Below are 21,666 nucleotides of genomic sequence, written 5' to 3' on the forward strand. Positions count from 1 at the left end.
TTCGAGACGGGCCTGGCGGCCCTCCTCAACCACCGGCGGGTCTCGCTGGTCGAGCAGCGAGCGCCAGCGAGCGTCGTCGAGACCCCCGCACCCGAGCGCCTGCCTACGTCTCTGGGATCTCGACGACGCTCAGGCCTGGCGGCCTTCCCTACTCGATCACCGACACCGCCCCGGACGCGCCACAGCCCCGGACCTCGCGAGGTCCGGGGCTGTGATCGTGGTTCAGGTTGCCGAGCGCCGACGGCGGGGCCGCCGACGTGGCCTCGTCAGTGGAAGCTGTCGCCGCAGGCGCAGGAGCCCGTGGCGTTCGGGTTGTCGATGGTGAAGCCCTGCTTCTCGATGCTGTCGACGAAGTCGATCTGCGCACCGTTGAGGTAGGGGACGCTCATCCGGTCGACGACGACGGACACGCCGTCGAAGTCGGTGACGACGTCACCGTCGAGCGTGCGCTCGTCGAAGAACAGCTGGTAGCGAAGCCCGGAGCAGCCGCCCGGCTGCACCGAGATGCGGAGCGCGAGGTCGTCACGACCCTCCTGCTCCAACAGGCTCTTCACCTTGCCGGCCGCGACATCGCTCAGGTTGATCTGGTCGGTGCGGCGCTCGGTGGTGGTCTCGACCTGCTCGGTCATGTGCGTTCTCCCAAGGTCGACAGAAGTCAGTTACTGGTTCCAATGGTCGCACACGGGCGGTTATTCCCTGGACTCGCGCGACCAGGTGCGCGCGATGCGTTCGGCCAGGTCCGCCAGCGCCCCGGCCGGATCCGCGAACGCCCGCTCCTCACCCGCCGACTCGACGAGGGAGTACGCCGACTCGACGCCCAGCGCCCGCATCTCCCGCGAGCCGACGTGCACCTGTCCCGCAAGCACCACGCAGGGCCGCAGCGCCTCCCCGGCGATCTCCGCGACGCCGTACGGCACCTTGCCGGCACGGCTGGAGTAGTCGAAGGCGCCCTCCCCGGTGATCACCAGGTCGGCCGCGCGGGCGCGCTCGGCGAGCCGCAGCGCCCCCGCGACCAGGCCGGTCCCCGGCTCCCGGGTGCCGCCGAGCAGCAGCACCGCGAAGCCGAGACCACCGGCGGCCCCGGCCCCGTCGGCGAGAGCGACGCGCCGGTCGGTGGCGGCCGCGAGCTCCTGGAGCCAGCCGTCGACGACCGGCAGCCGATCCTCGGCGATCCCCTTCTGCGGCCCGAACGCCTTGGTCGCGCCGAAGAGCCCCGTCAGCGGACTATCCACGTCGCTGGCGGCCACCAGATCGAGGTCGAACGCCGGCAGCTCCAGGCGCGTGATCCCCGCCAGGCCCGCGGCTCCGGCGTCCAAGGGGCGGTCGGCGGTCGCACCGAGGGCGGCGAGCAGTCCCGCTCCCCCGTCGTTGGTCCCGCTCCCGCCCAGCCCGAGGACGACGTGGGTCGCTCCGGCGTCGATCGCGGCCAGGAGCAGCTCTCCGACGCCGTACGTCGTCGCGGTCTCCGCGCCCTCGCCTCCCGTCAGGTGCAGCCCGCAGGCCTGCGCGCTCTCGACGTACGCCGTGACCCGGCCGCGGTGGTGGTGGACGAGCAGCGTGGCCGGGGTCGGCTCCCCGTGCGGGCCGCGCACCGTGACGGCGAGCAGCTCGCCGCCGAGGGCCTCGTGCAGCACGTCGACGAAGCCCGGACCACCGTCCGCCATCGGCGCCAGGTCCAGCTCGTCGGCCGGGGCACGCCGGTGCCAGCCGCGCGCGATCGCCTCGGCCGCCTCGACCGCGGTGAGAGTGCCGGCGAACTTGTCGGGGGCCACCAGAACTCGCATGCGCCCATCCTTGCGGACTCCTAGGGTCGTGCCGTGGGAGACCTGACGATCCGGCCGATGCGACCCGACGACGTCCCGGAGGCCGAGCGCGTCAGCGACGACGGCTTCTTCGAGCTCGACACCCGCCTGCGCAGGCCGTCCGAGCCGGCGCCGGAGCGGCGCTCCGAGGCCCACCGGGCCAGCTGGCTGGAGCGGACCCGCCACTTCCTGCGCACCGACCCGGGCGGCTGCTGGGTCGCCGAGGACGACACCGGCATGGTCGGCATGGCCACGTCCTACCGCCGCGAAACGCTGTGGTGCCTGGCGACGTACGCCGTCGTGCCCGGGCGCCAGGGCCAGGGCATCGGCAAACCGCTCCTGGCCGCTGCCCTGCACCACGGCCGGGCCTGCACCCGCGGGATGCTCTCGTCGTCGGCGGACACCAAGGCAGTGCGGGTCTACCGCCAGGCCGGCTTCGACCTGCACCCGCAGATGTACCTGACCGGCACGCTCGACCGCTCGACCCTGCCGGTCGTGGAGAAGGTGCGCGAGGGGTCGGCAGCCGACATCGACCTCATGGACTCCCTCGACCGGTCCGCCCGCGGTGCCGGACACGGCCCCGACCACGAGCTGATGCTCCGGTCCTGGCGGCTGCTGGTCTCCGACACGTCCACCGGCTCGGGCTACGCCTACCTCAACGAGCGCGGCCAGCTGGCGCTGCTGGCCGCGTCCAACCGGCGTACGGCGACTCGCCTGCTCTGGGGCGCCCTGGCCGACGGCGCGGAGCAGGTCGCGCTCCACCACGTCACCGGCGCCAACCAGTGGGTGCTCGACGTGGGGCTCGCCGCGCGCCTCGAGCTGCACCAGGAGGGCTACCTCGGGCTGCGTGGGATGAAACTGCCCGCGCCGTACGTTCACAACGGTGCCCTGCTCTGAGTGCCGCGACCCACGAATAGGATCGACACCATGACGACCGTGGACCTCCCGCTGCTGCCCCTCGGGCGCGGCACCGATCTCAACAGCGAGCGCGGCGTCGAGTGCCCGGGCGACCTGCCCGCGGCCTCCGACCCCGACCTGGTGGCACGGGCCCTGGCCGCCAAGGAGGCGCTCGGCAGCAAGGTCTTCGTGCTCGGCCACCACTACCAGCGCGACGAGGTCATCCAGTTCGCCGACGTCACGGGCGACTCGTTCAAGCTGGCCCGCGACGCGGCCGCCCGCCCGGACGCGGAGTTCATCGTCTTCTGCGGCGTGCACTTCATGGCGGAGTCCGCCGACATCCTCACCGGCCCGGACCAGCAGGTGATCCTGCCCGACCTCGCCGCGGGCTGCTCCATGGCGGACATGGCCCGGCTCACGCAGGTCGAGATGGCGTGGGAGGCGATGACCGCAGCCGGCATCGCCGAGTCCGTCGTACCCGTGACCTACATGAACTCCAGCGCCGACATCAAGGCGTTCTGCGGCCGCAACGGAGGCGTCGTCTGCACGTCGAGCAACGCCGAGGTCGCCCTCGAGTGGGCCTTCGAGCAGAAGGCCGACGTCCCCGGCGGCGCCAAGGTGCTGTTCCTCCCCGACCAGCACCTCGGCCGCAACACCGCGATCCTCAAGATGGGCCTCACCCTCGACGACTGCGTCGTGTGGGACCCGCACCGCCCCAACGGCGGGCTCACCGCCGAGGAGCTGCGTGACGCCACGATGATCCTGTGGAAGGGCCACTGCTCGGTGCACGGCCGCTTCTCCGAGGAGGTCGTCGACCAGCTGCGCGCCACCATCCCCGGCATCCAGATCCTGGTGCACCCCGAGTGCAAGCACGAGGTCGTGCTGAAGGCGGACCTGGTCGGCTCGACCGAGTTCATCATCAGCACGATCGAGGCGGCCCCCGCGGGCTCCAGCTGGGCGATCGGCACCGAGCTCAACCTGGTGAAGCGGCTCGCGGCCGCCCACCCCGACAAGCAGATCACCTTCCTGGACAAGACGGTCTGCTACTGCTCGACGATGAACCGGATCGACCTCCCGCACTTCGTCTGGGCGCTCGAGTCGCTGGTCGCCGGTCAGGTCGTGAACCGGATCGAGGTCGACCCGGAGACCGAGAAGTACGCGCTCGTCGCGCTCGAGCGGATGCTCGCGCTGCCGGGCAGGACCCACAAGGACTGACCCGGCGCTCCGGTCAGTCCGGGAGCTCGAACCAGGCGCAGGTGCCGCCGTGCGGCGCGTCGGTCAGGCCGATCCGGCCGCCGTGGGCCTCGACGATCCGGCGGCAGGTGGTCAGCCCGATGCCGGAGCCCTCGATGTCGTCGTTGACCCGGGCGAGCGGTTGGAAGACCCGCTCCCGGTGGTCCGCGGGGATGCCGGGGCCGTGGTCGGTCACCTCGATCCGCCAGCGGTCGCCGAGGCGGACCGAGTCGACCTCGATCCGGGCGGGCTGACCGGGACGGACGAACTTCGCGGCGTTCGCCGTCAGGTTCTGGAGCACCGCCCGCAGCTGGACCCCGTCACCGATCACGGTCGGCAGCTCCCCGACGATGACGGTCGCGCCGGCGAGCGCGGTGGCGAGGTCCTCCTGGACCTCGGCGAACACGGCGGCCAGGTCGACCCGCCCGCGCTGCAGCTCGCCGCCCACGCGGGCGAAGGCGAGCAGGTCGTTGATCAGCGACTGCATCCGGTCGGCGCCGCCGATCGCACGGTGCAGGAGGAAGGTCATCTCCAGCTGGTCGTCCGCAGCAGCCTCGACCTCCTCCTCGATCATCTTCAGCGACAGCGTGACCGCGGTCAGCGGGTTGCGGAGGTCGTGGCTGACCTGGCCGGCGAACGCCGCGAGCTGCTCGTTGGAGCGCTCCAGCTCGGCGCGGGCGTCCTCGAGCTCGACCACCGAGGAGCTCAGCTCCCGCGTCCGCAGCTCCAGCTCGAGCAGGTCGACGACCCGCTCGGCGAGCGACACCAGCGCCTTCTCCTGGTCGTCGGTGATGGTGCGCGCCTGCTCGTCGAAGACGCACAGGGTGCCGATCACCACGCCTTCCGGGGTCACCAGCTGGTGCGTGGCGTAGAACCGGACGCTGCCGATCACCCCGGTGACGAACGGGTTGTCGCGGAACCGCGCGTCCTGGCTGGCGTCCGGCACGATCACCGGCGCGCCCGCGTCGAGCACGACGTCGCACATCGAGTCCGCGCGACGGCACACCGACGCGTCGAAGCCGTGGGTCGCGATCTGGTGCTGCTCGGTGTCGGTGATCAGGTTGATCGTCGCCATCGGCACCTGCGCCACCAGGGCCGCCACCTCGACCAGCGCCATCAGGTCGGCGCGCGGCGGGTCGAGCAGGACGCGGTACTTGCCGATCTCGGCGACGCGGTGCGCGTCCACACCCCCAGCGGTCACGGCGTGAAGGCTAGTACGCCGCGGCGACGAGGTCACCCACCCTCGCATCAGCGACCGAAGGACCGCGGCGCTCCACCGCCGGTGCCACCACCGAAGCCCTGACCGAAGCCGCGCGTGCGCTGGTCGGACTGCGAGTCGCTCGTCGGCACCGCGGCCGAGAGGTCCGCCAGCACGACGCGGTCGCCGACGGCGAGCCCGTCGCTCACCTCGATCAGGCGGGTGCCGACCACACCGGTGGTGACCCGCGTCCTGGTCGTGCCGTCGCCGTCGACGACCGTCACCGAGCCGGAGCGGACCGCCGAGGCGGGCACGGTCACGACGTCCTTCGCCTCCCCGACCACGACGGCGACCGCCGCGGTCAGCCCGGACGGCAGGCTGAGGTCGCGCTCGTCGAGCGTGACGGTGACCGGGTACGTCGTGCTGCCGGACGAGGTGTCCGGCACCGCGCCGATCGCCGTCACCCGGCCAGCCAGGGCGACGTCCGCGCCGGCCGGGGTCACCTGGGCCTGCTGACCGACCTCGAGCTGCCGGACCTGGGTGTCGGTGACGGTGAGCACGACCGTCGTCGCACCGGGAGCGATCACCGTGACCGCCGCGTCACCGGCACCGACGCCGGCGCCCGCGACGGCGGACACCGAGGCGATCCGGCCGGCGTACGGCGCACGCACGGTCGCCGCACGCAGCGACAGCTTCGCCGCCACCAGCTCCGCACGGGCCTGGTCGATCGAGGCCTGGTCGCGCGCCAGCGTCGCCGCTGTGACCGTCCGGGTCGGCGTTGGCGACGTGCCGGCCGCCTCGCCCTGGGAGCTCGAGCCCTGGCCGGAGGCGACCTGGTCGGTCGGGGCCGAGGCCGTGGACTGGTCGGCGGGAGGGGCCGTTGCGTGCGTCGTCGGCTGGGTCGTCGGCTGGTCACTCGCCTGACTTGCCGCGTGGTCGAGCGTCTTCACGGCGGCCGTCAACGTGCCCGCGAGGTCGTCGAGGGCGTCCTGCAGGTCGTCCTGGGCCGTGGCGACGGAGTCCTGGGCCGTCTGCACCGCCGTCAGCGCGATCGCGCAAGCCTCGTCGTCGCGGTCGGGCGTCGGGGTCGGTGTCGCGGTCGGGTCCGCGGAGGGGTCCGCCGACGGGTCGGCCGTCGGCTCGTCGTAGGCGTCCTCGCACGCGTCCGTCTGCGCGGCGAGCGCGGTCTTCGCGGCCGCGATCGCCGTGGACGCCGTGGTCTGGGCGCCGGTGACCGCCCGCTGCTGCTCGGCCAGGGTCACCAGTGCCTTCTCCAGGGCCGGGTTCGACGCGGGGCTCGACGGCGTCGCCTGCGCGGTCGGGTTGCTCGAGGGGCTCGCCTGGGGTGCGGACTCCTGGCTGGGCACGCTGGCTGGCGTCGATGACGCAGTCGGCTGGTCGGCCGAGCCGGTGGACGTGTCCGACGCCGAGCTGATCGTGTCGGCCTGCGCGGCCTCGTCGGACTCCAGCTGGGCTCGGGCGGACGTGAGCTGGGCATGCGCCTTCGTGACGGTCGTGCTCAGCGACGTGCGGTCCAGGCGGACCAGCACCTGCCCGGCGGTGACCTCGTCACCCTCCGCGACCTTCACGGAAGCGACGGTCCCGCTCGTGCCGAACTGCAGGTCGGCCAGGCCGGACGGCTCGACGGTGCCGGACAGGGCGAGCGTCTGCTCGACGTCGCCGACGGCGGCGACGGCTGTGCGGTAGGTCGCCTCGTCGCCGGTGGCGGCGTACGCGGCGTACCCGCCCCCCACCAGGCCGACGACGGCGAGCACGGCGAGCCCGCGGCGGATCCGGCGTCCGGTCACTGGCCGGACCCGTTCGAGGCCTTGCCGCCGGCCGGGCGCATGAAGCCGCCGCCGCACTGACCGTCGACCGCGTCGCTGACGCTGACCCGGGTGGCCGTGACGGCACCGGTGCCGTCCGTCGTCCCGGTCGCGGTCACGCAGGCGCCGATCTTGACCGCGGAGGAGCTCGCCGCGGCGGTCGTCGTGTACGTCGTGGCTCCCGCGACCGTGACCTCGACGGTGGTCGTCGCGTCCTCCCCGGGGCGCGTGGACGAGACGGTGAACCCGTCCGCCGAGACGGCCGTGACCTCGCCGAAGGTGCCGCCCGCCCGACCGCCACCCGGGCCACCAGCCCGGTCGCTGGGCAGGTCACTGGGCAGGTCACTCGGCCGGTCGCTCGGCAGGTCGCTGGGCGCACCCGACGGGCGCCCTCCACCCGGGCCGCCGCCCATCGCGCCGAAGCCGGCCGCGCAGCCGTCGTCGGTCGCCGCGGTGATCCGCACCGACGTCGCGGCCACGGGGCCGTCATCGGTGGTGGTCGCGCCGTCGGAGGTGACGGCCACGCAGGCGCCGACCTCCACGTCGGCGAGCGCGGCGTCGACCTGGTGGGTGAAGACCGTCGTCGCCGTCCACGTCACCGCGACCTGGCCGGACTGGTCGTTCTGCACCTGCGCGGTGCTGCCGCTGACCGCGGCGACGGTGCCGGACGCGCCGGGCATCCGGGTCTGACCCCCGGGGGCCGCGCTCTGCTGCTGACCGCCCGCCGCCTGACCTCCCTCGGCTGCGGAGGCCGCCGTGTCGTCGTTGCCGCCGCAGGCCGCGAGAGCGGCGAGCAGGAGCACGGACGTGGCCGTGGCCAGGGTGACGCGGGTGAGCTTCATGGATCGGTTGTCCTTCCGGGACGTCAGGGGCTGCGCGGTCATTCGCTGCGCAGCGCGTCGATGGGGGTGAGGCGGGCGGCTCGGCTGGCCGGGTAGACCCCGAAGCCGATGCCGAGGGCGAGGGCTGTGCCGATCGCGGCCAGGGTCGCGACCACGGACACCGACACCGGCTGGTCGATGAGGGGCGGCAGGACCTGTGCCCCGACGGTGCCGATCAGCACCCCGACCACCCCTCCGGCCAGGCCGAGCACCGAGGCCTCGACCAGGAACTGGCGGCGGATGACCTTCGGCGTCGCGCCCAGCGCCTTGCGCAGCCCGATCTCGCGGACCCGCTCGGTGACGGAGACGAGCATGATGTTCATGACGCCGATCCCGCCGACCAGCAGCGAGATCGCGGCGATGCCGCCGAGCAGCACGGTGAGGGTCTGGTTGGTCGCGTTGGCGGTCTCCACCAGCGAGTCCTGGGTCGAGATGCTGAAGTCGGCCGCGGCCGCGCTCACCCCGTGCAGGTTGAGCAGCAGGGCGTCGATCTCCTGGTACGCCGCGGCGAGCGTCTCGGCCGACCCCGCCTCGACGTAGATGGTGGAGACCGACGAGCCGCTGCCGCCGGTGACCTGCTTCGCGGTGCCGATCGGCATCACGGCCTGGTCGTCCTCGCTCGACCCGGTCGACGACGACCCCGAGGAGGCGAGCACGCCGATGACGCTCATGGGGGTCCCGTCGACGGTGACGGTCTGCCCGACCGGGCTGCCGAAGGAGAAGAGCTCGCTCGCCGTGTCGGAGCCGAGCACGACCACGTCAGCGGCCTGCTCGACCTCCTGGGCGGTGAAGAACCGGCCGGACGACAGCGCCCGGGCGCGTACGTCGAGCCAGGCGGTCGTCGTCCCGACGACCGAGGTCGTCCAGTTGGTCTCGCCGGCGGTCAGCGACGTGGAGCCCGACGTGGTCGGGGCGACCTTCGCCGCGTCGGGCACCACGTAGCGGTCGGCCATGGCGGTGGCGTCCTGGAGCGTGAGGGTCGAGGCCGAGCCGAAGCCGCCCCGGACGCCGCTGGAGCTCGTGCTGCTGCCCGGCGAGACGATCAGCAGGTTGCTGCCGAGCGCGCTGATCTGGTCCTTCACCTCGTCCTGGGCACCCTGGCCGAGCCCGACGGTGAGGATCACCGACGAGATCCCGATGACGATGCCGAGCATGGTCAGCAGCGAGCGGAGCCGGTGGGCGCGGACGGCCTCGATGCCTGCGCGGAAGGTCTCGAGCCAGCTCACGGGGTCACGCCCGCTCGCTCGTCGGAGGTGATCCGGCCGTCACTGATGATCAGCCGCCTGCTGGCACGCGCGGCGACGTCGTGCTCATGCGTGATCAGGACGATGGTGCGACCGCTCGCGTGCAGCTCGTCGAGGAGGTCCAGGACGTCGGCGGTGGAGCCGGAGTCCAGGTTGCCGGTGGGCTCGTCGGCAAGGATCAGCGCGGGCTCGGTGACCAGCGCCCGGGCGACGGCGACACGCTGCTGCTGTCCGCCGGACAGCTCGCCCGGCCGGTTCTCGGTGCGGTCGGACAGCCCGACGCGACCGAGGGCGGCGATGGCCCGCTCGCGACGCTCCGCGCGCGGCATCCCGGCGTACACGAGCGGCAGCTCGACGTTGCGCCAGGCGGGCAGGCTGGCGAGCAGGTTGAACTGCTGGAAGACGAAGCCGATCCGCCGGTTGCGCACCTCGGCGAGCTGGGCCTCGGACATCTCGGAGACGTCCTCGCCCGCCAGCCGGTAGTGCCCCTCGGTGGGGTTGTCCAGGCAGCCCAGGAGGTTCATCAGGGTCGACTTGCCGGAGCCGGACGGGCCGATCACGGCGACGTACTCCCCCGCGTCGATGCCGGTGTCGATGCCCCGCAGCGCCTCGAACTCGATGCTGCCGGACCGGTAGGTCTTGCGGACCCCGGTCAGCTCGATGATGGGGGGATCGAGGTGGGAGGCGGTCATTGACCGCCGCCCTGCTGCAGCTGCGGTCCGCCCTGGCCGCCGGCCGGGAAGCCTCCGGGCGGCTGCTGGTCGTCGAAGTCGGGGAGCTCGCCCTGCTGGTTGCCGGAGCCACCGCCACCGCTCGGGCGGGTGAAGCCGGGGATCTCGACGACGTCGCCGTCCTGGAGCCCCCTTGTGACCTCGGTCGACATGCCGTACGTCGCGCCGGTCGTCACCGTCGTCCGCACGCTCCTGTCCCCCACGACCTCGAGGACGTACGTCGTGGCGCCGGAGGTCTTGAGCGCGCGGCTGGGCACCGTGAGGACGTCATCGACCTGCTTGACCACGATCGAGGCGTCGGCCGACGTGCCCGCGTAGAGGTCCGTGCGGGTGCCGGTCACGGCGATGGTCACCGGGAAGACCGCCGCTCCGCTGGAGCTCGTCTGGGCGACCAGCCCGACGGAGGCGACGGTGCCGTAGACGGGATCAGCCACCCCCGTGGGCGTGATGGTCGCCTGGAGGCCCTCCTTGAGCCGCGCCACGTCCGTGCTGGACACGGTCGCCGAGACGACATAGTGCCCGGTCGACTGGACCGTGACCGCGCTCGTCGACGTGGTGGCGGATCCGGTCGTGGCGCCCGTCGAGGCAGCACCGCCGCCACCGGAGGAGGTGCCGACGACGTCGCCCTTCGCGAGGTCGAGGGCGACGACCGTGCCGGTGATGGTCGAGCGCAGCGTGGCGTCCTCGACGGCCTCCTCGGCCTCGTCGAGCGACGCCCGGGCGGACAGGATCGAGGCCTGGTCGGCGGCCAGCTGGGTGTCGGAGGCGTCGGCGTCCTGGTCGTCGGCCAGCTGCGCCCCGGCCGCCGTCAGCGTCGCCTCAGCGGCGGTGCGGCTCGCCACGAGTGCGTCCGCATCGACGCGGGCCAGCGCCTGGCCCTTCTTCACGCGGTCGCCCGCGGCGACGTACACGTGGCTCACGGTGCCGGAGACCTCGAAGTCGAGGTCGGCGCTCCTGGCGGGCTCCACGGTGCCGGACGCGGCGACCGTCTCCTGCATGGTCGAGGTCGACACCGTCGCCGTGGTCGCCTGGGCCGCCGCCGGAGAGTCCCGCGTCATCAGCCACCCGCCGCTGCCGGCTGCCACCACCAGGACGACGGGTACGGCGAGCCAGGCGCGCCTCCGTCCCCGCAGAGAGATCCGCACCAGCACTCCTCGTGACGTTCGTGCACGCCCCGAGGGGCCGGTCAGGAGGACTGTGTCGAGGTCGGCTGTGGCCGACGTGGCGGCTGCCTGTGGGGCACCTGTGGGTCAGAGCCCGGGAGCGCCCCAGACGGCGAGCCAGCGACCGAGGTCCTGCTCGACCGGGAGCTCGCCGGCGAGCGTGTCGCGCAGGTTGATCTCCAGCAGGTTGTCGCGCTCCTTCTCCCCCGCCTTCGGGGCGAAGGGGTAGAAGCTGCCGCGCTTGTAGAGGTAGACGAGGCCGATCCGGCGACCGTCCACGCCCGCGAACGGGATGAGCGAGCACAGCAGCCCGGGACCGAAACCCTGGTCCTCGAGCGCCGTGTTGACGGCATGCAGGTCGGTGCACAGCGCGGCCGGGTCATCGGGATCGCGGTGCACCACCAGCCAGGTGAAGCCGAACTCGTCCTGGGACACCTCGACGTCCGGAGCGTCCGGGTCGGCGTTGAGCAGCTCGACCACGTCGGCCTGCACCTGGTGGAAGGCCTGCCCGGTCGCCGCGCGGTAGCAGGCGGCACCGGTGCCCGTGGGCCTCAGCCCGAGGGTCGTCTCGAGCGTGATGGCCGCGCTGGGGACCAGGAAGAGCGAGTCGAGCTGGGGTTGCTTCGGGCGGGTGCGACCGGTGATGACGTCCCAGAAGCCCATCAGGCGGTGCGGTCGAGCTCGGCGCGGATCTTGGCGAGCTGCTCGAGACGCTGCTCGAGCGTCGGGTGGGTCGAGGTGAGGGTGCGCAGCGAGACACCGGCGGCCGCCGGGGCGATGAAGAAGGCGTTCATCGCCTGGGTCCCGCGCAGGTCCCGGTCCGGGATCGTGTTGATCTCTCCGGTGATCTTCTGCAGCGCGGAGGCGAGCGCCTCGGGCTTCATCGTCAGGTAGGCGCCCGAGCGGTCGGCCGACAGCTCGCGGTAGCGCGAGAGCAGCTTGAGGAGCACGAAGCTGACGGCGTACGTGATCAGGCTGACCACGAGCACGACGAGCCAGACCGGCAGTCCGTTGTTGTTGTCGCGGCGGCCGCCCCCGAAGATCGCGCCATACTGCGCTCCCCGGGTGAGCATGCCGGCGATGATGCCCGCCGAGGAGGCCACCGTCATGACCAGCACGTCGCGGTGGGCGACGTGGGAGAGCTCGTGGGCGAGGACGCCCTCGAGCTCCTCGGCGTCGAGCCGCCGGAGGATGCCGGTGGTCACCACCACCACCGAGCGCTGGGGCGAGCGCCCCGTGGCGAACGCGTTGGGCAGGCTGGTGTCGGCGATGCCGACCCGCGGCTTCGGCATGTCGGCGAGCGCGCAGAGGCGGTCGATCATGCCGTGCAGCTCGGGTGCCTCCTGCGGGCTGACCTCACGGGCGCCCATCGCCTTCATGGCGACGGTGTCGGACTTGTACCACTGGAACCACACCAGGCCGAGACCGATGATGCCGATGAAAGGAGCCCAGCCGATCGGCATGATCGCGATGAGCACCGCGATCAGGCCGACGAACAGTGCGCCGAGCAGGAACATGACGGCGGTCATCCGGGCGGTCAGCCCGGGATCGCCGACGAACCGAGTGCGTGCCATGCCGCAATTCTCCCTGGCGACCCAAGCGGGTCAGCCGGCGCGGGTCAGGCCTGCTCGCCCTCGGACTTCTTCTCGACCGCGAGGATGTCGCCGCCGTCCTCGCCCGCCTCGAGCTGCGCGGAGGCCGGCGTACCGCCACCCTTGAGCGCGGCCAGCTCGGCCTCGACGTCGGCCCGGGAGCTCAAGGCGTCGAGCTCGCGGGCGATGTCGTCGCCGCCGCTGGTCGCGGTCACGTCGTCCAGGGCGCCCGACGCGATCAGCTCGTCGATGGCGCCGGCACGGGCCTGCATCTGCGCGGTCTTGTCCTCGGCCCGCTGGATCGCCTGGCCGACGTCACCGAGCTCGTCACCGATGCCCGACATGGCCTCGTTGATCCGGGTCTGCGCCTCGGCGGCCGTGTACGTCGCCTTGATCGTCTCCTTGCGCGTGCGGAAGGACTCGACCTTGGCCTGCAGCCGCTGCTGGGCGAGGACGAGCTTCTCCTCCTCGGCCTGGAGCTGCCCGAGCTGGGTCTTCAGGTCCGCGATCTGGGCGGTGAGGCCGGACTTGCGCGTGAGAGCCTCGCGGGCGAGGTCCTCACGGTCCATCGTGATGGCCTTCTGGGCCTGGTCCTGGAGCTTCGTCGACTGCTGCTCGAGCTGGTTGATCTGCAGCTCCACCCGCTTGCGGCTGGTCGCGACGTCGGCGACGCCCCGCCGTACCTTGGCGAGCAGGTCGAGCTGACGCTGGTAGCTGTAGTCGAGGGTCTCGCGGGGGTCCTCTGCACGGTCGAGGGCCTTGTTGGCCTTCGATCGGAAGATGAGGCTGAAGCGCTGCCAAATGCCCATGCGGAGAGATCCCTCTCGAAACGGTTCGGTCTGGACCTCAACCCTAGGCGCAAAAGCAAGGGAGGGCGACGACGCCGGTAGTCTGACCCCAGGTTTCGTCCCCGCTACTGAAGGTCCAGCGTTGTTCCGTCGCAGCAAGCAAGAGTCCGCTCCCGAACCCGCAGTCGCCAAGGTGGGGGGCAAGGGTCGTCCCACCCCGACCCGCAAGGAGGCGGAGGCCGCCGCCAAGGCACGTGCCAAGGGTGCGCCACGCACCCGCAAGGAGCAGGCCACCGCCCAGCGCTCGACCCGCTCCGAGTCGAGCAAGACCGTCCGGCAGGCCATGCGCGACGGCGACGAGCGCTACTACCCGGCTCGCGACAAGGGACCGGAGCGCCGGTTCGTGCGCGACTTCGTCGACAGCCGCTTCTCGCTGATCGAGCTGGTCATCCCGCTCCTGCTCGTGACGATGATCCTCGGCTACTCGGGCAACGCGAGCCTGGCGCGCGTCGGCAACACGCTCCTGCTCGGCACCGTCGTCGTCGTCGTGATGGACCTCTTCCTGCTCCGCATGCGACTGAAGAAGGCGTTCGCGCCGCGCTTCCCGGGCAAGTCCACCAAGGGCCTGACCTACTACGCCGTGACGCGGGCGATGCAGATGAAGTTCATGCGACTGCCGAAGTCCCAGGTGCGCATCGGGCAGCAGCTGCCCGACGACTACCGCTAGAAGTCCCGCGAGCTCGGCGACTGGGTCTTCGCCGGGTCGCGCTCGACCACCGGTCCGACGACGTCGTCGATCGCGGTCAGCGTCGCCGGCTCCAGGACGACCCCGGACGCCTTCGCGTTGTCGCTGACCTGCTCGGGGCGGCTCGCGCCGATGATGGCGGCGGACACGTTGTCGTTCTGCAGCACCCAGGCGACCGCGAGCTGTGCCAGCGTCAGGCCGGCCTCGTCGGCGATGGGCTTGAGCTGCTGGACCCGCTCGAGCACGTCGTCCTGGAGCCAGCGCTTGATCATGTTCGCGCCGCCCTTGTCGTCGGTCGCGCGGCTCCCCTCGGGGGCCGCCTGACCGGGCAGGTACTTGCCCGTGAGCACGCCCTGGGCGATCGGTGACCACACGACCTGGCCGATGCCCAGCTCCTCGCTGGTCGGCACCACCTCGGCCTCGATGACCCGCCAGAGCATGGAGTACTGCGGCTGGTTGGAGACCAGCGGGATGTGCAGCTCCCGGGCCAGCGCGTGCGCCGCCCGGATCTCCTCCGCGCGCCACTCGCTCACCCCGATGTACAGCGCCTTGCCCTGGCGCACGACGTCGGCGAACGCCTCCATCGTCTCCTCGAGCGGCGTCTCGTGGTCGTAGCGGTGGGCCTGGTAGAGGTCGACGTAGTCGGTCTGCAGCCGCTGCAGGCTCCCGTTGATCGACTCGTGAATGTGCTTGCGCGACAGCCCGTGGTCGTTGTGCTTGCCCGGGCCGGTGGGCCAGTAGACCTTGGTGAAGATCTCCAGCCCCTCGCGCCGCTCGCCCTTCAGCGCCTCGCCGAGCACGGTCTCCGCCGCGGTGTTGGCGTAGGCGTCCGCGGTGTCGAAGGTCGTGATGCCCTCGTCCAGCGCGCGCCGTACGCACGCCGTCGCCGCGTCCTCCTCCACCTGCGACCCGTGGGTCAGCCAGTTGCCGTACGCGATCTCCGAGATCTTGAGTCCACTGCCACCGAGGTGCCGAGTCTTCATGGTTTCGAGCCTAGGCCCGTGACGGTTGCCGCGTCAGACCCGGTACGCCCGGTGGTCGAGCAGCGAGCGCCAGCGAGCGTCGTCGACACCCCCGCACCCGACCTCGCGCCTCGGCTGCGGGGGTTTCGAGACGGGCCTAGCGGCCCTCCTCAACCACCGGGGTGGGGCCGCCGCTCTCCTCAACCACCGGGGCTTCCGGTGGTCGAGCAGCGAGCGCCAGCGAGCGTCGTCGAGACCCCCGCACCCGACGACGTACGTGGGCTGCGGGGGTTTCGAGACGGGCCTGGCGGCCCTCCTCAACCACCGGAGCCCCCGGTGGTCGAGCCGAGCGCCAGCGAGCGTCGTCGAGACCCCCGCACCTAAAATCGCGCGCCGGGCTGCGGGGGTTTCGAGACGGGCCTAGCGGCCCTCCTCAACCACCGGGGGGGCCGCCGCTCTCCTCAACCACCGGTGTTCTCCGGTGGTCGAGCAGCGAGCGCCAGCGAGCGTCGTCGAGACCCCCGCACCCGACGACGTACGTCGGCTGCGGGGGTTTCGAGACGCGCCTAGCGGCCCTCCTCAACCACCGGAGGGGCCGCGCTCTCCCCAACCACCGGAGGGGCCGCGCTCTCCTCAACCGCCGGGTGGGCCGGGCCGCGCTCTCCGCAACCACCGGAGCCCCCGGTGGTTGAGGTGCGAAGGCCGCCAGGCCTGAGCCTCGAAACCACTCTTCACACCCGACCTCGCTCCTGTGCTGCGGGGGTTTCGAGACGGGCCTAGCGGCCCTCCTCAACCACCGGGGTGGGGCCGCGCCCTCCTGTTCGAGACGGGCCTGGCGGCCCTCCTCAACCACCGGTGGGGACCGTCGACAGCACCCCCGCCGTAGGCTTCGGGTCGGACGACGAGAGGGCACGACATGGTGGCGAGCAGATCCGCTCGTGAGCGGAAGGCGGCCGTCGAGGCCGGCCCTCTGGCGACGGTAAAGATCGATCTCGACGGGGACAAGCAGTTCCTCTACAAGATCGGCTGCACCACCTGCGCCGCCAAGGGCAAGGCCAAGTGGTCGACGCACCGCCCCGGCGGCGACAACGGCTACATGGCGGCGATGGACCGGTGGATCTTCCACCTCCTCGAGAAGCACCCCGACGCCGAGGCGGCGCCGTGCCTGGCGTACGTCGAGGCCGCCCAGCAGCGCCTGCACGAGCGGCGCGAGCAGCAGACGCCCTAGCCGTCGTAGTCGAGCACGACCTCGGACGAGGTCGGGTGCGACTGGCAGGTCAGCACGTAGCCGCGCTCGATCTCCTCGGGCTCGAGGGCGTAGTTGGCGTCCATCGCGACGCTGCCGGACACCACCCGCGCCCGGCACGTGCCGCAGACCCCGCCCTTGCAGGCGAAGGGCAGGTCGGAGCGGACCCGGAGCGCGGCCTCGAGGACGGGCACGTCGTCGGGGCGCAGCTCCAGCGTCGACGAACGGCCGTCCAGGCGGATCGTGACGCGCGCCGCCCCCTCGGGCGCACCCACCAGGGAGACGACGGGAGCCCGTCGCACCGGGTCAGCGTGGAAGAGCTCGCTGTGGATCCGCGGCGCGGGCACGCCGAGCGACGAGACGGCCGCGCGCAGCTCGGTGAGGAGCTGCTGCGGCCCGCAGAGGAACCAGTCCGCCTCGGCAGCCGCGGGCACCAGGGCAGCCGCGATGCGCAGCAGGCGCTCCCCGTCGAGGCGGCCGGAGAGCAGCTCGACGTCGGAGTCCTCCCGCGAGAGGACGTGCACGATCTGCAACCGGGACGGGAAGCGGTCCTTGAGGTCGTGCACCTCGTCGAGGAACATCACCGTCCGGTGCGTCCGGTTGGCGTAGACCAGCGTCACCGACGAGCCGGGCTCACCCTCGAGGACCGCCGTGACGATCGACAGCACGGGCGTGATCCCGGAGCCGGCGGCGACGACCACGCAACTGCGCGAGGCCGCCGGGTCGATCGTCGTGGTGAACCGTCCGGACGGCGTCATCACGTCGAGTGAGTCGCCGACCGCCAGCGCCCCGAGCACGCCCTCGCTGAACGCGCCGCCCGGGAGCCGCTTCACCCCGATCCGCAATCTGCCGGAGGACGGTGCGGTGCAGATGGAGTACGAGCGGCGCACGTCGTCGCCGCCGCGGATGTTGAGGTGCTGGCCGGGAGTGAAGACGAAGTCGTCGGCGAGCTCGGGCGGCACGTCGAAGGTCAGGGCCACCGCGTCGTCGGTGAGCTCGTCGATCGCCGCGACGCGCAGCGCGTGGAAGGTCGCCGACACTCAGTGCGCCTTGAAGTGGTCGAACGGCTCGCGGCACGAGCCACAGACCCACAGCGACTTGCATGCGGTCGACCCGAAGCGGCTCGACTCGCGGGTGTCGAGCGACCCGCACTGCGGGCAGCGCACCGCGAGCACCAGCGCGACCGGACCTGGGGGCGCGACGCCGTACGCCGCGAGCTTGACCTTGGCCTCCTCGCTCATCCAGTCCGTGGTCCACGCGGGCGCCAGCACGAACTCCACGTCGACGTGCTGGTAGCCGGCGGTCGTCAGTGCCTCGACGAGGTCGGCGCTGATGGTCTCCATCGCCGGGCAGCCGGAGTACGTCGGCGTGATCTGCACGTGCACGCGCCCCTGGTCGTCCTCGGTGACGTCGCGCAGGATCCCGAGGTCGGCGATCGTCACCACCGGGAGCTCCGGGTCCAGGACGTCGGCCGCGATCTTCCAGGCGCTGCCGGGGGTCGAGACGGTCACCAGGTCACCCCCGGGTGCGAGCGGTGCAGGTGCTGCATGTCGGCGAGCAGGTGCCCGAGGTGCTCGGTGTGCAGGCCGCGCCGACCACCGCCCACGACCGGCGCCGTCGTCGGTACGGCGAGCGTCGCGTCCTGGACGACGGACTGCACCCGGTCCAGCACGGCGGTGCGCAGGGACGCCGGGTCGACCAGCGCGCCGTCGACGGGCTCGAAGAGCTCCTCGACATAGGGCCACTCCGCGTCGAGCGCCGCCTGCATCCGCTGGTGCGACTCCTCGGTCCCGTCGCCCAGGCGCAGCGTCCAGAGGCGGGCGTGGTCGCGGTGGTAGGCCACCTCCTTGACCGCCTTGGCCGCGATCGCGGACACCGTGGGGTCCCCGCACGAGGCGAGCGCGGCGTACAGCTCGCACTGCCAGCTCGAGAAGACCAGCAACCGCGCCATGGTCACGCCGAAGTCGGTCTGCGGCCGCTCGACCAGCCACACGTTGCGGAAGTCGCGGTCGTCGCGCAGGTAGGCCAGGTCGTCCTCGGTGCGCCCGGCACCCTCGACGGCGCCGGCGTACGACAGCAGCGAGCGGGCCTGGCCGAGCTGGTCGAGCCCGATGTTGGCCAGCGCCAGGTCCTCCTCGAGCTCGGGCGCCCGGCTGATCCACCAGGCGGTCCGCTGCGCCGAGACGAGGGCGTCGTCGGCCAGCGCGAGGACGTACGGGACGAGGCTCACAGGTGCTCCACCCCGTCCGGGACGGAGTAGAAGGTCGGGTGCCGGTAGACCTTGTCGTCGGCGGGGTCGAAGAACGCCTCGCGCTCCCCCGGGTCCGACGCCACGATCTCCGCTGAGGGCACCACCCACAGCGACACGCCCTCCTGGCGCCGGGTGTAGACGTCGCGGGCGTTGCGCAGCGCCAGCTCCGCGTCCGGAGCGTGCAGCGACCCGACGTGCACGTGCGACAGCCCGCGCCGGGATCGGACGAAGACCTCCCACAGCGGCCACTGCGTCATGCCGCACCCTCCGTGCGCGCCGCCTGCTTCAGGGCGTACGCCGTGGCCGCGTCGCGCACCCAGGCGCCGTCCTCGTGCGCACCCACCCGGTGCGCCATCCGGTCGCGGTTGCAGGGACCGTTGCCGGCGATCACCTCCTGCAGCTCCGAGAAGTCGACGGTGCCGAAGGCGTAGTGCCCACGCTCCTCGTCCCACCGGAGCTCGGGGTCCGGCAGCGTCAGCCCGAGCACCTCGGCCTGCGGCACGGTCATGTCGACGAAGCGCTGCCGCAGCTCGTCGTTGGAGAACCGCTTGATGCCCCACGCCATCGAGCGCGCCGAGTTGGGCGAGTCGTCGTCGGGCGGGCCGAACATCATCAGCGACGGCCACCAGTAGCGGTCGACGGCGTCCTGCGCCATCGCGTGCTGTGCCGGCGAGCCGTGCGCGAGCGTGTGCAGGATCTCGAAGCCCTGACGCTGGTGGAAGGACTCCTCCTTGCACACCCGCACCATCGCTCGCGCGTACGGCCCGTAGGAGCAGCGGCACAGCGGCACCTGGTTGACGATCGCGGCCCCGTCGACCAGCCAGCCGATGGCGCCGACGTCGGCCCAGGACAGCGTCGGGTAGTTGAAGATCGAGGAGTACTTCTGCCGGCCGGTGTGCAGCTGGTCGAGCAGGTCGGCACGGTCGACGCCGAGCGTCTCGGCGGCGGCGTACAGGTAGAGGCCGTGACCCGCCTCGTCCTGCACCTTCGCCATCAGGATCGCCTTGCGGCGCAGGCTCGGCGCCCGGCTGATCCAGTTGCCCTCGGGCTGCATGCCGATGATCTCGGAGTGCGCGTGCTGGGCGATCTGGCGGATCAGGGTCCGGCGGTAGGCGTCCGGCATCTCGTCGCGCGGCTCGACCCGTCCGTCATCGGCGAGGAGCTGATCGAAGGTCACCTCCGGCACGCTACCAGAGTTGTTACACCTCGCACCCTGACGAGCCTCGCCGTGTAACAACGGGCGGGCTGACAGGATGGCGCCATGAGCCCCACCGCCGACGTCTCGGTCCGCATCGCGTGGGCCGACGACGCGCCCGCGATCGCCGGACTGCAGCTGCGCACCTGGCGCGAGGTGTACGCCGACCTCCTGCCCGCCGACGCCCTGCCCGACGACGTCGAGGCGACCGCCGCGGCCTGGCAGGCGTCGCTGCAGCGGCCCAGCGACGCACGCAACCGGGTGCTCGTGGCGCTCGAGCGCAACCGGGTGGTCGGCTTCGCCATCACCGCGCCGGCGAGCGACCCCGACTGCGACCCGGTGGCCGACGGCGAGCTCTCCGAGCTCACGATCGACCCGCAGGAGCGCGGCAAGGGCCACGGCTCCCGCTTGCTCCAGGCCGCGGTCGACACGCTCGTCGCGGACCGGTTCCAGCGGGCCGTGCTGTGGTCGATGGCGGGAGACGACGCGCTGCGGGCGTTCCTCACCGAGGCCGGCTGGGGCGCCGACGGCGCCCATCGCGAGCTCGACCTGGACGGCGGCGGGACCACGCGCGTCAAGCAGGTCCGCCTTCACACCGCACTCACAGGCGAGACCTCTTGATTTCCTGGCTGTGACGGTCACGATGGAGGTCCACTCCACATCGGGGGTCGTCGTGTTCGGACCGTTGCCGCAGCTCCACCGCATCCTGGTCATCCTGACCTCGCTGGTCGTCGGCGTCCTGTCGGGCGTCTGGCTGGCCCAGCTCGTGGCCGGACCGGCGGCGATCGCCGCGGGCGTCGGCTGGGGCCTGCTCGTCGGGCTGCTGCTCGACTACGTCCTGCTCCACGACTTCCGGCACCACCCCCGCCCGGTGCGCGTACGCCGCCACTAACCTCGTCGGGGTGACCGACGCCCCGCTCGACCCACACCAGCGGACGTCGATCATCCGCGACAGCCTCGGCGTCGGTGTCGCGACCGGGGCGTACGGCGTCGGCTTCGGCGCGGTGTCCGTCGCCTCCGGGCTGTCGGTCGCGCAGACCTGCGCGCTGTCCTTCTTCGTCTTCACCGGTGCCAGCCAGTTCGCACTGGTGGGAGTGATCGCGGCCGGCGGTGCCCCGATCTCCGGCGCCCTGACCGCGATGCTGCTCGGCACCCGCAACACGCTCTACGGGCTGCGGCTCGCTCCCCTGCTCGCCTGGACGGGCTGGCGTCGCGCGCTCGCCGCCCAGGTGCTCATCGACGAGTCGACGGCCATGTCGGTGACCCGGGAGACGACCCGGGCCGCCCGGCTCGGCTTCCTGACCACCGGCATCTCGGTGTTCGTGCTCTGGAACCTCGCCACGCTCGCCGGCGCGGTCGCCGGCAACGCGATCGGCGACCCCCGCACCTACGGACTCGACGCCGCGGTCGGCGCCGCCTTCCTCGCCCTGCTCTGGCCGCGGCTCACGACGCGGCGCAACCAGCTGGTCGCCGCGGCCGCCGCCGCGGTCGCGCTCGCGACGGTGCCGGTCGTGCCGGCCGGCGTACCCGTCCTGGCGGCCGCCGCCGTCGCCCTGCTCGCCGGGGTGCTGACGAAGGACGAGCCCCGATGATCTGGGTGGCGGTCGGCCTCACCGCGATCGGGTGCTACCTGCTCAAGCTGGCCGGCCTCTCCGTGCCCCCGCGGGTGCTCGAGCGGCCGCTGGTCGAACGGGTCGCCGACTACATCCCGGTCGCGCTGCTGGCCGCCCTGATCGCGGTGCAGGTCTTCAGCCGCGGGCACAGCCTGGCGATCGACGCCCGCGCCCTCGGTCTCGGCGTCGCGGTCGTGCTCCTGGTGCTCCGCGCGCCCTTCCTGGTCGTGGTCTTCGGCGCGGCCCTCGCGGCGGCCCTGGTGCGGCTCGTCTAGAGACAGGTAGGACCCGCGCCGTTG

The 21,666-nt window shown here is 72.3% G+C and carries 25 protein-coding genes; 8 read left to right on the forward strand and 17 right to left on the reverse strand.

The window, feature by feature from the left end; all coding sequences use genetic code 11:
* Positions 1 to 266 precede the first annotated feature (266 nt).
* On the reverse strand, positions 267 to 629 hold the full coding sequence (erpA, locus tag N542_RS0122005) for an iron-sulfur cluster insertion protein ErpA (protein ID WP_028645772.1): 363 nt from the start codon (positions 627 to 629) through the stop codon (positions 267 to 269).
* A gap of 60 nt (positions 630 to 689) precedes the next feature.
* Positions 690 to 1,784 carry a glycerate kinase family protein gene (locus N542_RS0122010; RefSeq protein ID WP_028645773.1) on the reverse strand — a complete coding sequence of 365 codons (1,095 nt, stop codon included), beginning with the start codon at positions 1,782 to 1,784 and terminating at the stop codon, positions 690 to 692.
* 33 nt (positions 1,785 to 1,817) lie between these two features.
* Between N542_RS0122010 and N542_RS0122015 the strand changes: the two genes are divergently transcribed.
* Positions 1,818 to 2,699 (forward strand): GNAT family N-acetyltransferase, encoded by an 882-nt coding sequence (locus tag N542_RS0122015; RefSeq protein WP_028645774.1) that lies wholly within the window; start codon positions 1,818 to 1,820, stop codon positions 2,697 to 2,699.
* Between the two features lie 30 nt (positions 2,700 to 2,729).
* Positions 2,730 to 3,914 carry a quinolinate synthase NadA gene (gene nadA, locus N542_RS0122020; RefSeq protein WP_028645775.1) on the forward strand — a complete coding sequence of 395 codons (1,185 nt, stop codon included), beginning with the start codon at positions 2,730 to 2,732 and terminating at the stop codon, positions 3,912 to 3,914.
* 13 nt (positions 3,915 to 3,927) lie between these two features.
* Here nadA and N542_RS0122025 read toward each other — a convergent pair whose 3' ends face one another.
* The 9 genes from N542_RS0122025 to N542_RS0122065 form a co-directional block, all read right to left on the reverse strand.
* A complete protein-coding gene (locus tag N542_RS0122025) occupies positions 3,928 to 5,133 on the reverse strand; it encodes a sensor histidine kinase (RefSeq protein ID WP_197026057.1) in 1,206 nt (401 codons plus the stop codon).
* 47 nt (positions 5,134 to 5,180) lie between these two features.
* On the reverse strand, positions 5,181 to 6,938 hold the full coding sequence (locus N542_RS0122030) for an HlyD family efflux transporter periplasmic adaptor subunit (RefSeq protein WP_028645777.1): 1,758 nt from the start codon (positions 6,936 to 6,938) through the stop codon (positions 5,181 to 5,183).
* The gene (locus N542_RS26095; RefSeq protein WP_155993309.1) at positions 6,935 to 7,798 is read right to left on the reverse strand and encodes a DUF5666 domain-containing protein; all 864 of its coding nucleotides are present in this window, start codon (positions 7,796 to 7,798) and stop codon (positions 6,935 to 6,937) included. The genes N542_RS0122030 and N542_RS26095 overlap by 4 nt, the downstream gene beginning before the upstream one ends.
* 38 nt (positions 7,799 to 7,836) lie before the next feature.
* Positions 7,837 to 9,063 (reverse strand): ABC transporter permease, encoded by a 1,227-nt coding sequence (locus N542_RS0122040; protein ID WP_028645778.1) that lies wholly within the window; start codon positions 9,061 to 9,063, stop codon positions 7,837 to 7,839.
* Positions 9,060 to 9,773 (reverse strand): ABC transporter ATP-binding protein, encoded by a 714-nt coding sequence (locus N542_RS0122045; RefSeq protein WP_028645779.1) that lies wholly within the window; start codon positions 9,771 to 9,773, stop codon positions 9,060 to 9,062. Before N542_RS0122045 ends, N542_RS0122040 begins: the two co-directional genes overlap by 4 nt.
* Positions 9,770 to 10,957 carry an efflux RND transporter periplasmic adaptor subunit gene (locus tag N542_RS0122050; RefSeq protein ID WP_231482833.1) on the reverse strand — a complete coding sequence of 396 codons (1,188 nt, stop codon included), beginning with the start codon at positions 10,955 to 10,957 and terminating at the stop codon, positions 9,770 to 9,772. Before N542_RS0122050 ends, N542_RS0122045 begins: the two co-directional genes overlap by 4 nt.
* Positions 10,958 to 11,062: 105 nt before the next feature.
* The gene (gene pspAB, locus N542_RS0122055) at positions 11,063 to 11,638 is read right to left on the reverse strand and encodes a PspA-associated protein PspAB (protein WP_028645781.1); all 576 of its coding nucleotides are present in this window, start codon (positions 11,636 to 11,638) and stop codon (positions 11,063 to 11,065) included.
* Entirely contained in the window at positions 11,638 to 12,549 is a 912-nt protein-coding gene (gene htpX, locus N542_RS0122060) for a zinc metalloprotease HtpX (RefSeq protein WP_028645782.1), read from the reverse strand. Before htpX ends, pspAB begins: the two co-directional genes overlap by 1 nt.
* Positions 12,550 to 12,593: 44 nt before the next feature.
* A complete protein-coding gene (locus N542_RS0122065) occupies positions 12,594 to 13,376 on the reverse strand; it encodes a PspA/IM30 family protein (protein ID WP_028645783.1) in 783 nt (260 codons plus the stop codon).
* 121 nt (positions 13,377 to 13,497) lie between these two features.
* On the opposite strand from N542_RS0122065, the gene N542_RS0122070 reads away from it, so the two are divergent.
* Positions 13,498 to 14,082 (forward strand): DUF3043 domain-containing protein, encoded by a 585-nt coding sequence (locus tag N542_RS0122070; protein WP_028645784.1) that lies wholly within the window; start codon positions 13,498 to 13,500, stop codon positions 14,080 to 14,082.
* Here the strand turns inward: N542_RS0122070 and N542_RS0122075 are convergent.
* Positions 14,079 to 15,083: an aldo/keto reductase family protein gene (locus N542_RS0122075; RefSeq protein ID WP_028645785.1), complete on the reverse strand. Its 1,005-nt coding sequence runs from the start codon at positions 15,081 to 15,083 to the stop codon at positions 14,079 to 14,081. The genes N542_RS0122070 and N542_RS0122075 overlap by 4 nt on opposite strands.
* Positions 15,084 to 15,978: 895 nt before the next feature.
* Here N542_RS0122075 and N542_RS0122080 point away from each other — a divergent pair.
* Positions 15,979 to 16,290 carry a hypothetical protein gene (locus N542_RS0122080; RefSeq protein ID WP_028645786.1) on the forward strand — a complete coding sequence of 104 codons (312 nt, stop codon included), beginning with the start codon at positions 15,979 to 15,981 and terminating at the stop codon, positions 16,288 to 16,290.
* Here the strand turns inward: N542_RS0122080 and paaE are convergent.
* The 5 genes from paaE to paaA are packed head-to-tail and all read right to left on the reverse strand — an operon-like array spanning position 16,287 to position 19,736.
* Positions 16,287 to 17,348 carry a 1,2-phenylacetyl-CoA epoxidase subunit PaaE gene (gene paaE, locus N542_RS0122085; RefSeq protein WP_028645787.1) on the reverse strand — a complete coding sequence of 354 codons (1,062 nt, stop codon included), beginning with the start codon at positions 17,346 to 17,348 and terminating at the stop codon, positions 16,287 to 16,289. The genes N542_RS0122080 and paaE overlap by 4 nt on opposite strands.
* Positions 17,349 to 17,819, reverse strand: coding sequence for a 1,2-phenylacetyl-CoA epoxidase subunit PaaD (paaD, locus tag N542_RS0122090; RefSeq protein ID WP_231482834.1), 471 nt, complete (start codon positions 17,817 to 17,819; stop codon positions 17,349 to 17,351). It abuts the gene before it with no gap.
* Positions 17,816 to 18,538, reverse strand: coding sequence for a 1,2-phenylacetyl-CoA epoxidase subunit PaaC (gene paaC, locus N542_RS0122095; RefSeq protein WP_028645789.1), 723 nt, complete (start codon positions 18,536 to 18,538; stop codon positions 17,816 to 17,818). Before paaC ends, paaD begins: the two co-directional genes overlap by 4 nt.
* Positions 18,535 to 18,816, reverse strand: coding sequence for a 1,2-phenylacetyl-CoA epoxidase subunit PaaB (paaB, locus tag N542_RS0122100; RefSeq protein ID WP_028645790.1), 282 nt, complete (start codon positions 18,814 to 18,816; stop codon positions 18,535 to 18,537). The genes paaC and paaB overlap by 4 nt, the downstream gene beginning before the upstream one ends.
* The gene (gene paaA, locus N542_RS0122105; protein WP_028645791.1) at positions 18,813 to 19,736 is read right to left on the reverse strand and encodes a 1,2-phenylacetyl-CoA epoxidase subunit PaaA; all 924 of its coding nucleotides are present in this window, start codon (positions 19,734 to 19,736) and stop codon (positions 18,813 to 18,815) included. Before paaA ends, paaB begins: the two co-directional genes overlap by 4 nt.
* Before the next feature lie 84 nt (positions 19,737 to 19,820).
* On the opposite strand from paaA, the gene N542_RS0122110 reads away from it, so the two are divergent.
* The 4 genes from N542_RS0122110 to N542_RS0122125 are packed head-to-tail and all read left to right on the forward strand — an operon-like array spanning position 19,821 to position 21,642.
* Positions 19,821 to 20,375: a GNAT family N-acetyltransferase gene (locus tag N542_RS0122110; RefSeq protein ID WP_028645792.1), complete on the forward strand. Its 555-nt coding sequence runs from the start codon at positions 19,821 to 19,823 to the stop codon at positions 20,373 to 20,375.
* A 52-nt stretch (positions 20,376 to 20,427) separates the two neighbouring features.
* Entirely contained in the window at positions 20,428 to 20,646 is a 219-nt protein-coding gene (locus N542_RS0122115) for a hypothetical protein (protein ID WP_155993311.1), read from the forward strand.
* 10 nt (positions 20,647 to 20,656) lie between these two features.
* Positions 20,657 to 21,346, forward strand: coding sequence for an AzlC family ABC transporter permease (locus N542_RS0122120; protein WP_028645794.1), 690 nt, complete (start codon positions 20,657 to 20,659; stop codon positions 21,344 to 21,346).
* Complete coding sequence (locus N542_RS0122125; protein ID WP_028645795.1) at positions 21,343 to 21,642, forward strand: AzlD domain-containing protein; 300 nt, start codon at positions 21,343 to 21,345, stop codon at positions 21,640 to 21,642. The genes N542_RS0122120 and N542_RS0122125 overlap by 4 nt, the downstream gene beginning before the upstream one ends.
* The last annotated feature ends 24 nt before the right edge of the window (positions 21,643 to 21,666 follow it).

The organism is Nocardioides sp. URHA0020, from assembly GCF_000620705.1.
GTDB lineage: Bacteria > Actinomycetota > Actinomycetes > Propionibacteriales > Nocardioidaceae > Nocardioides.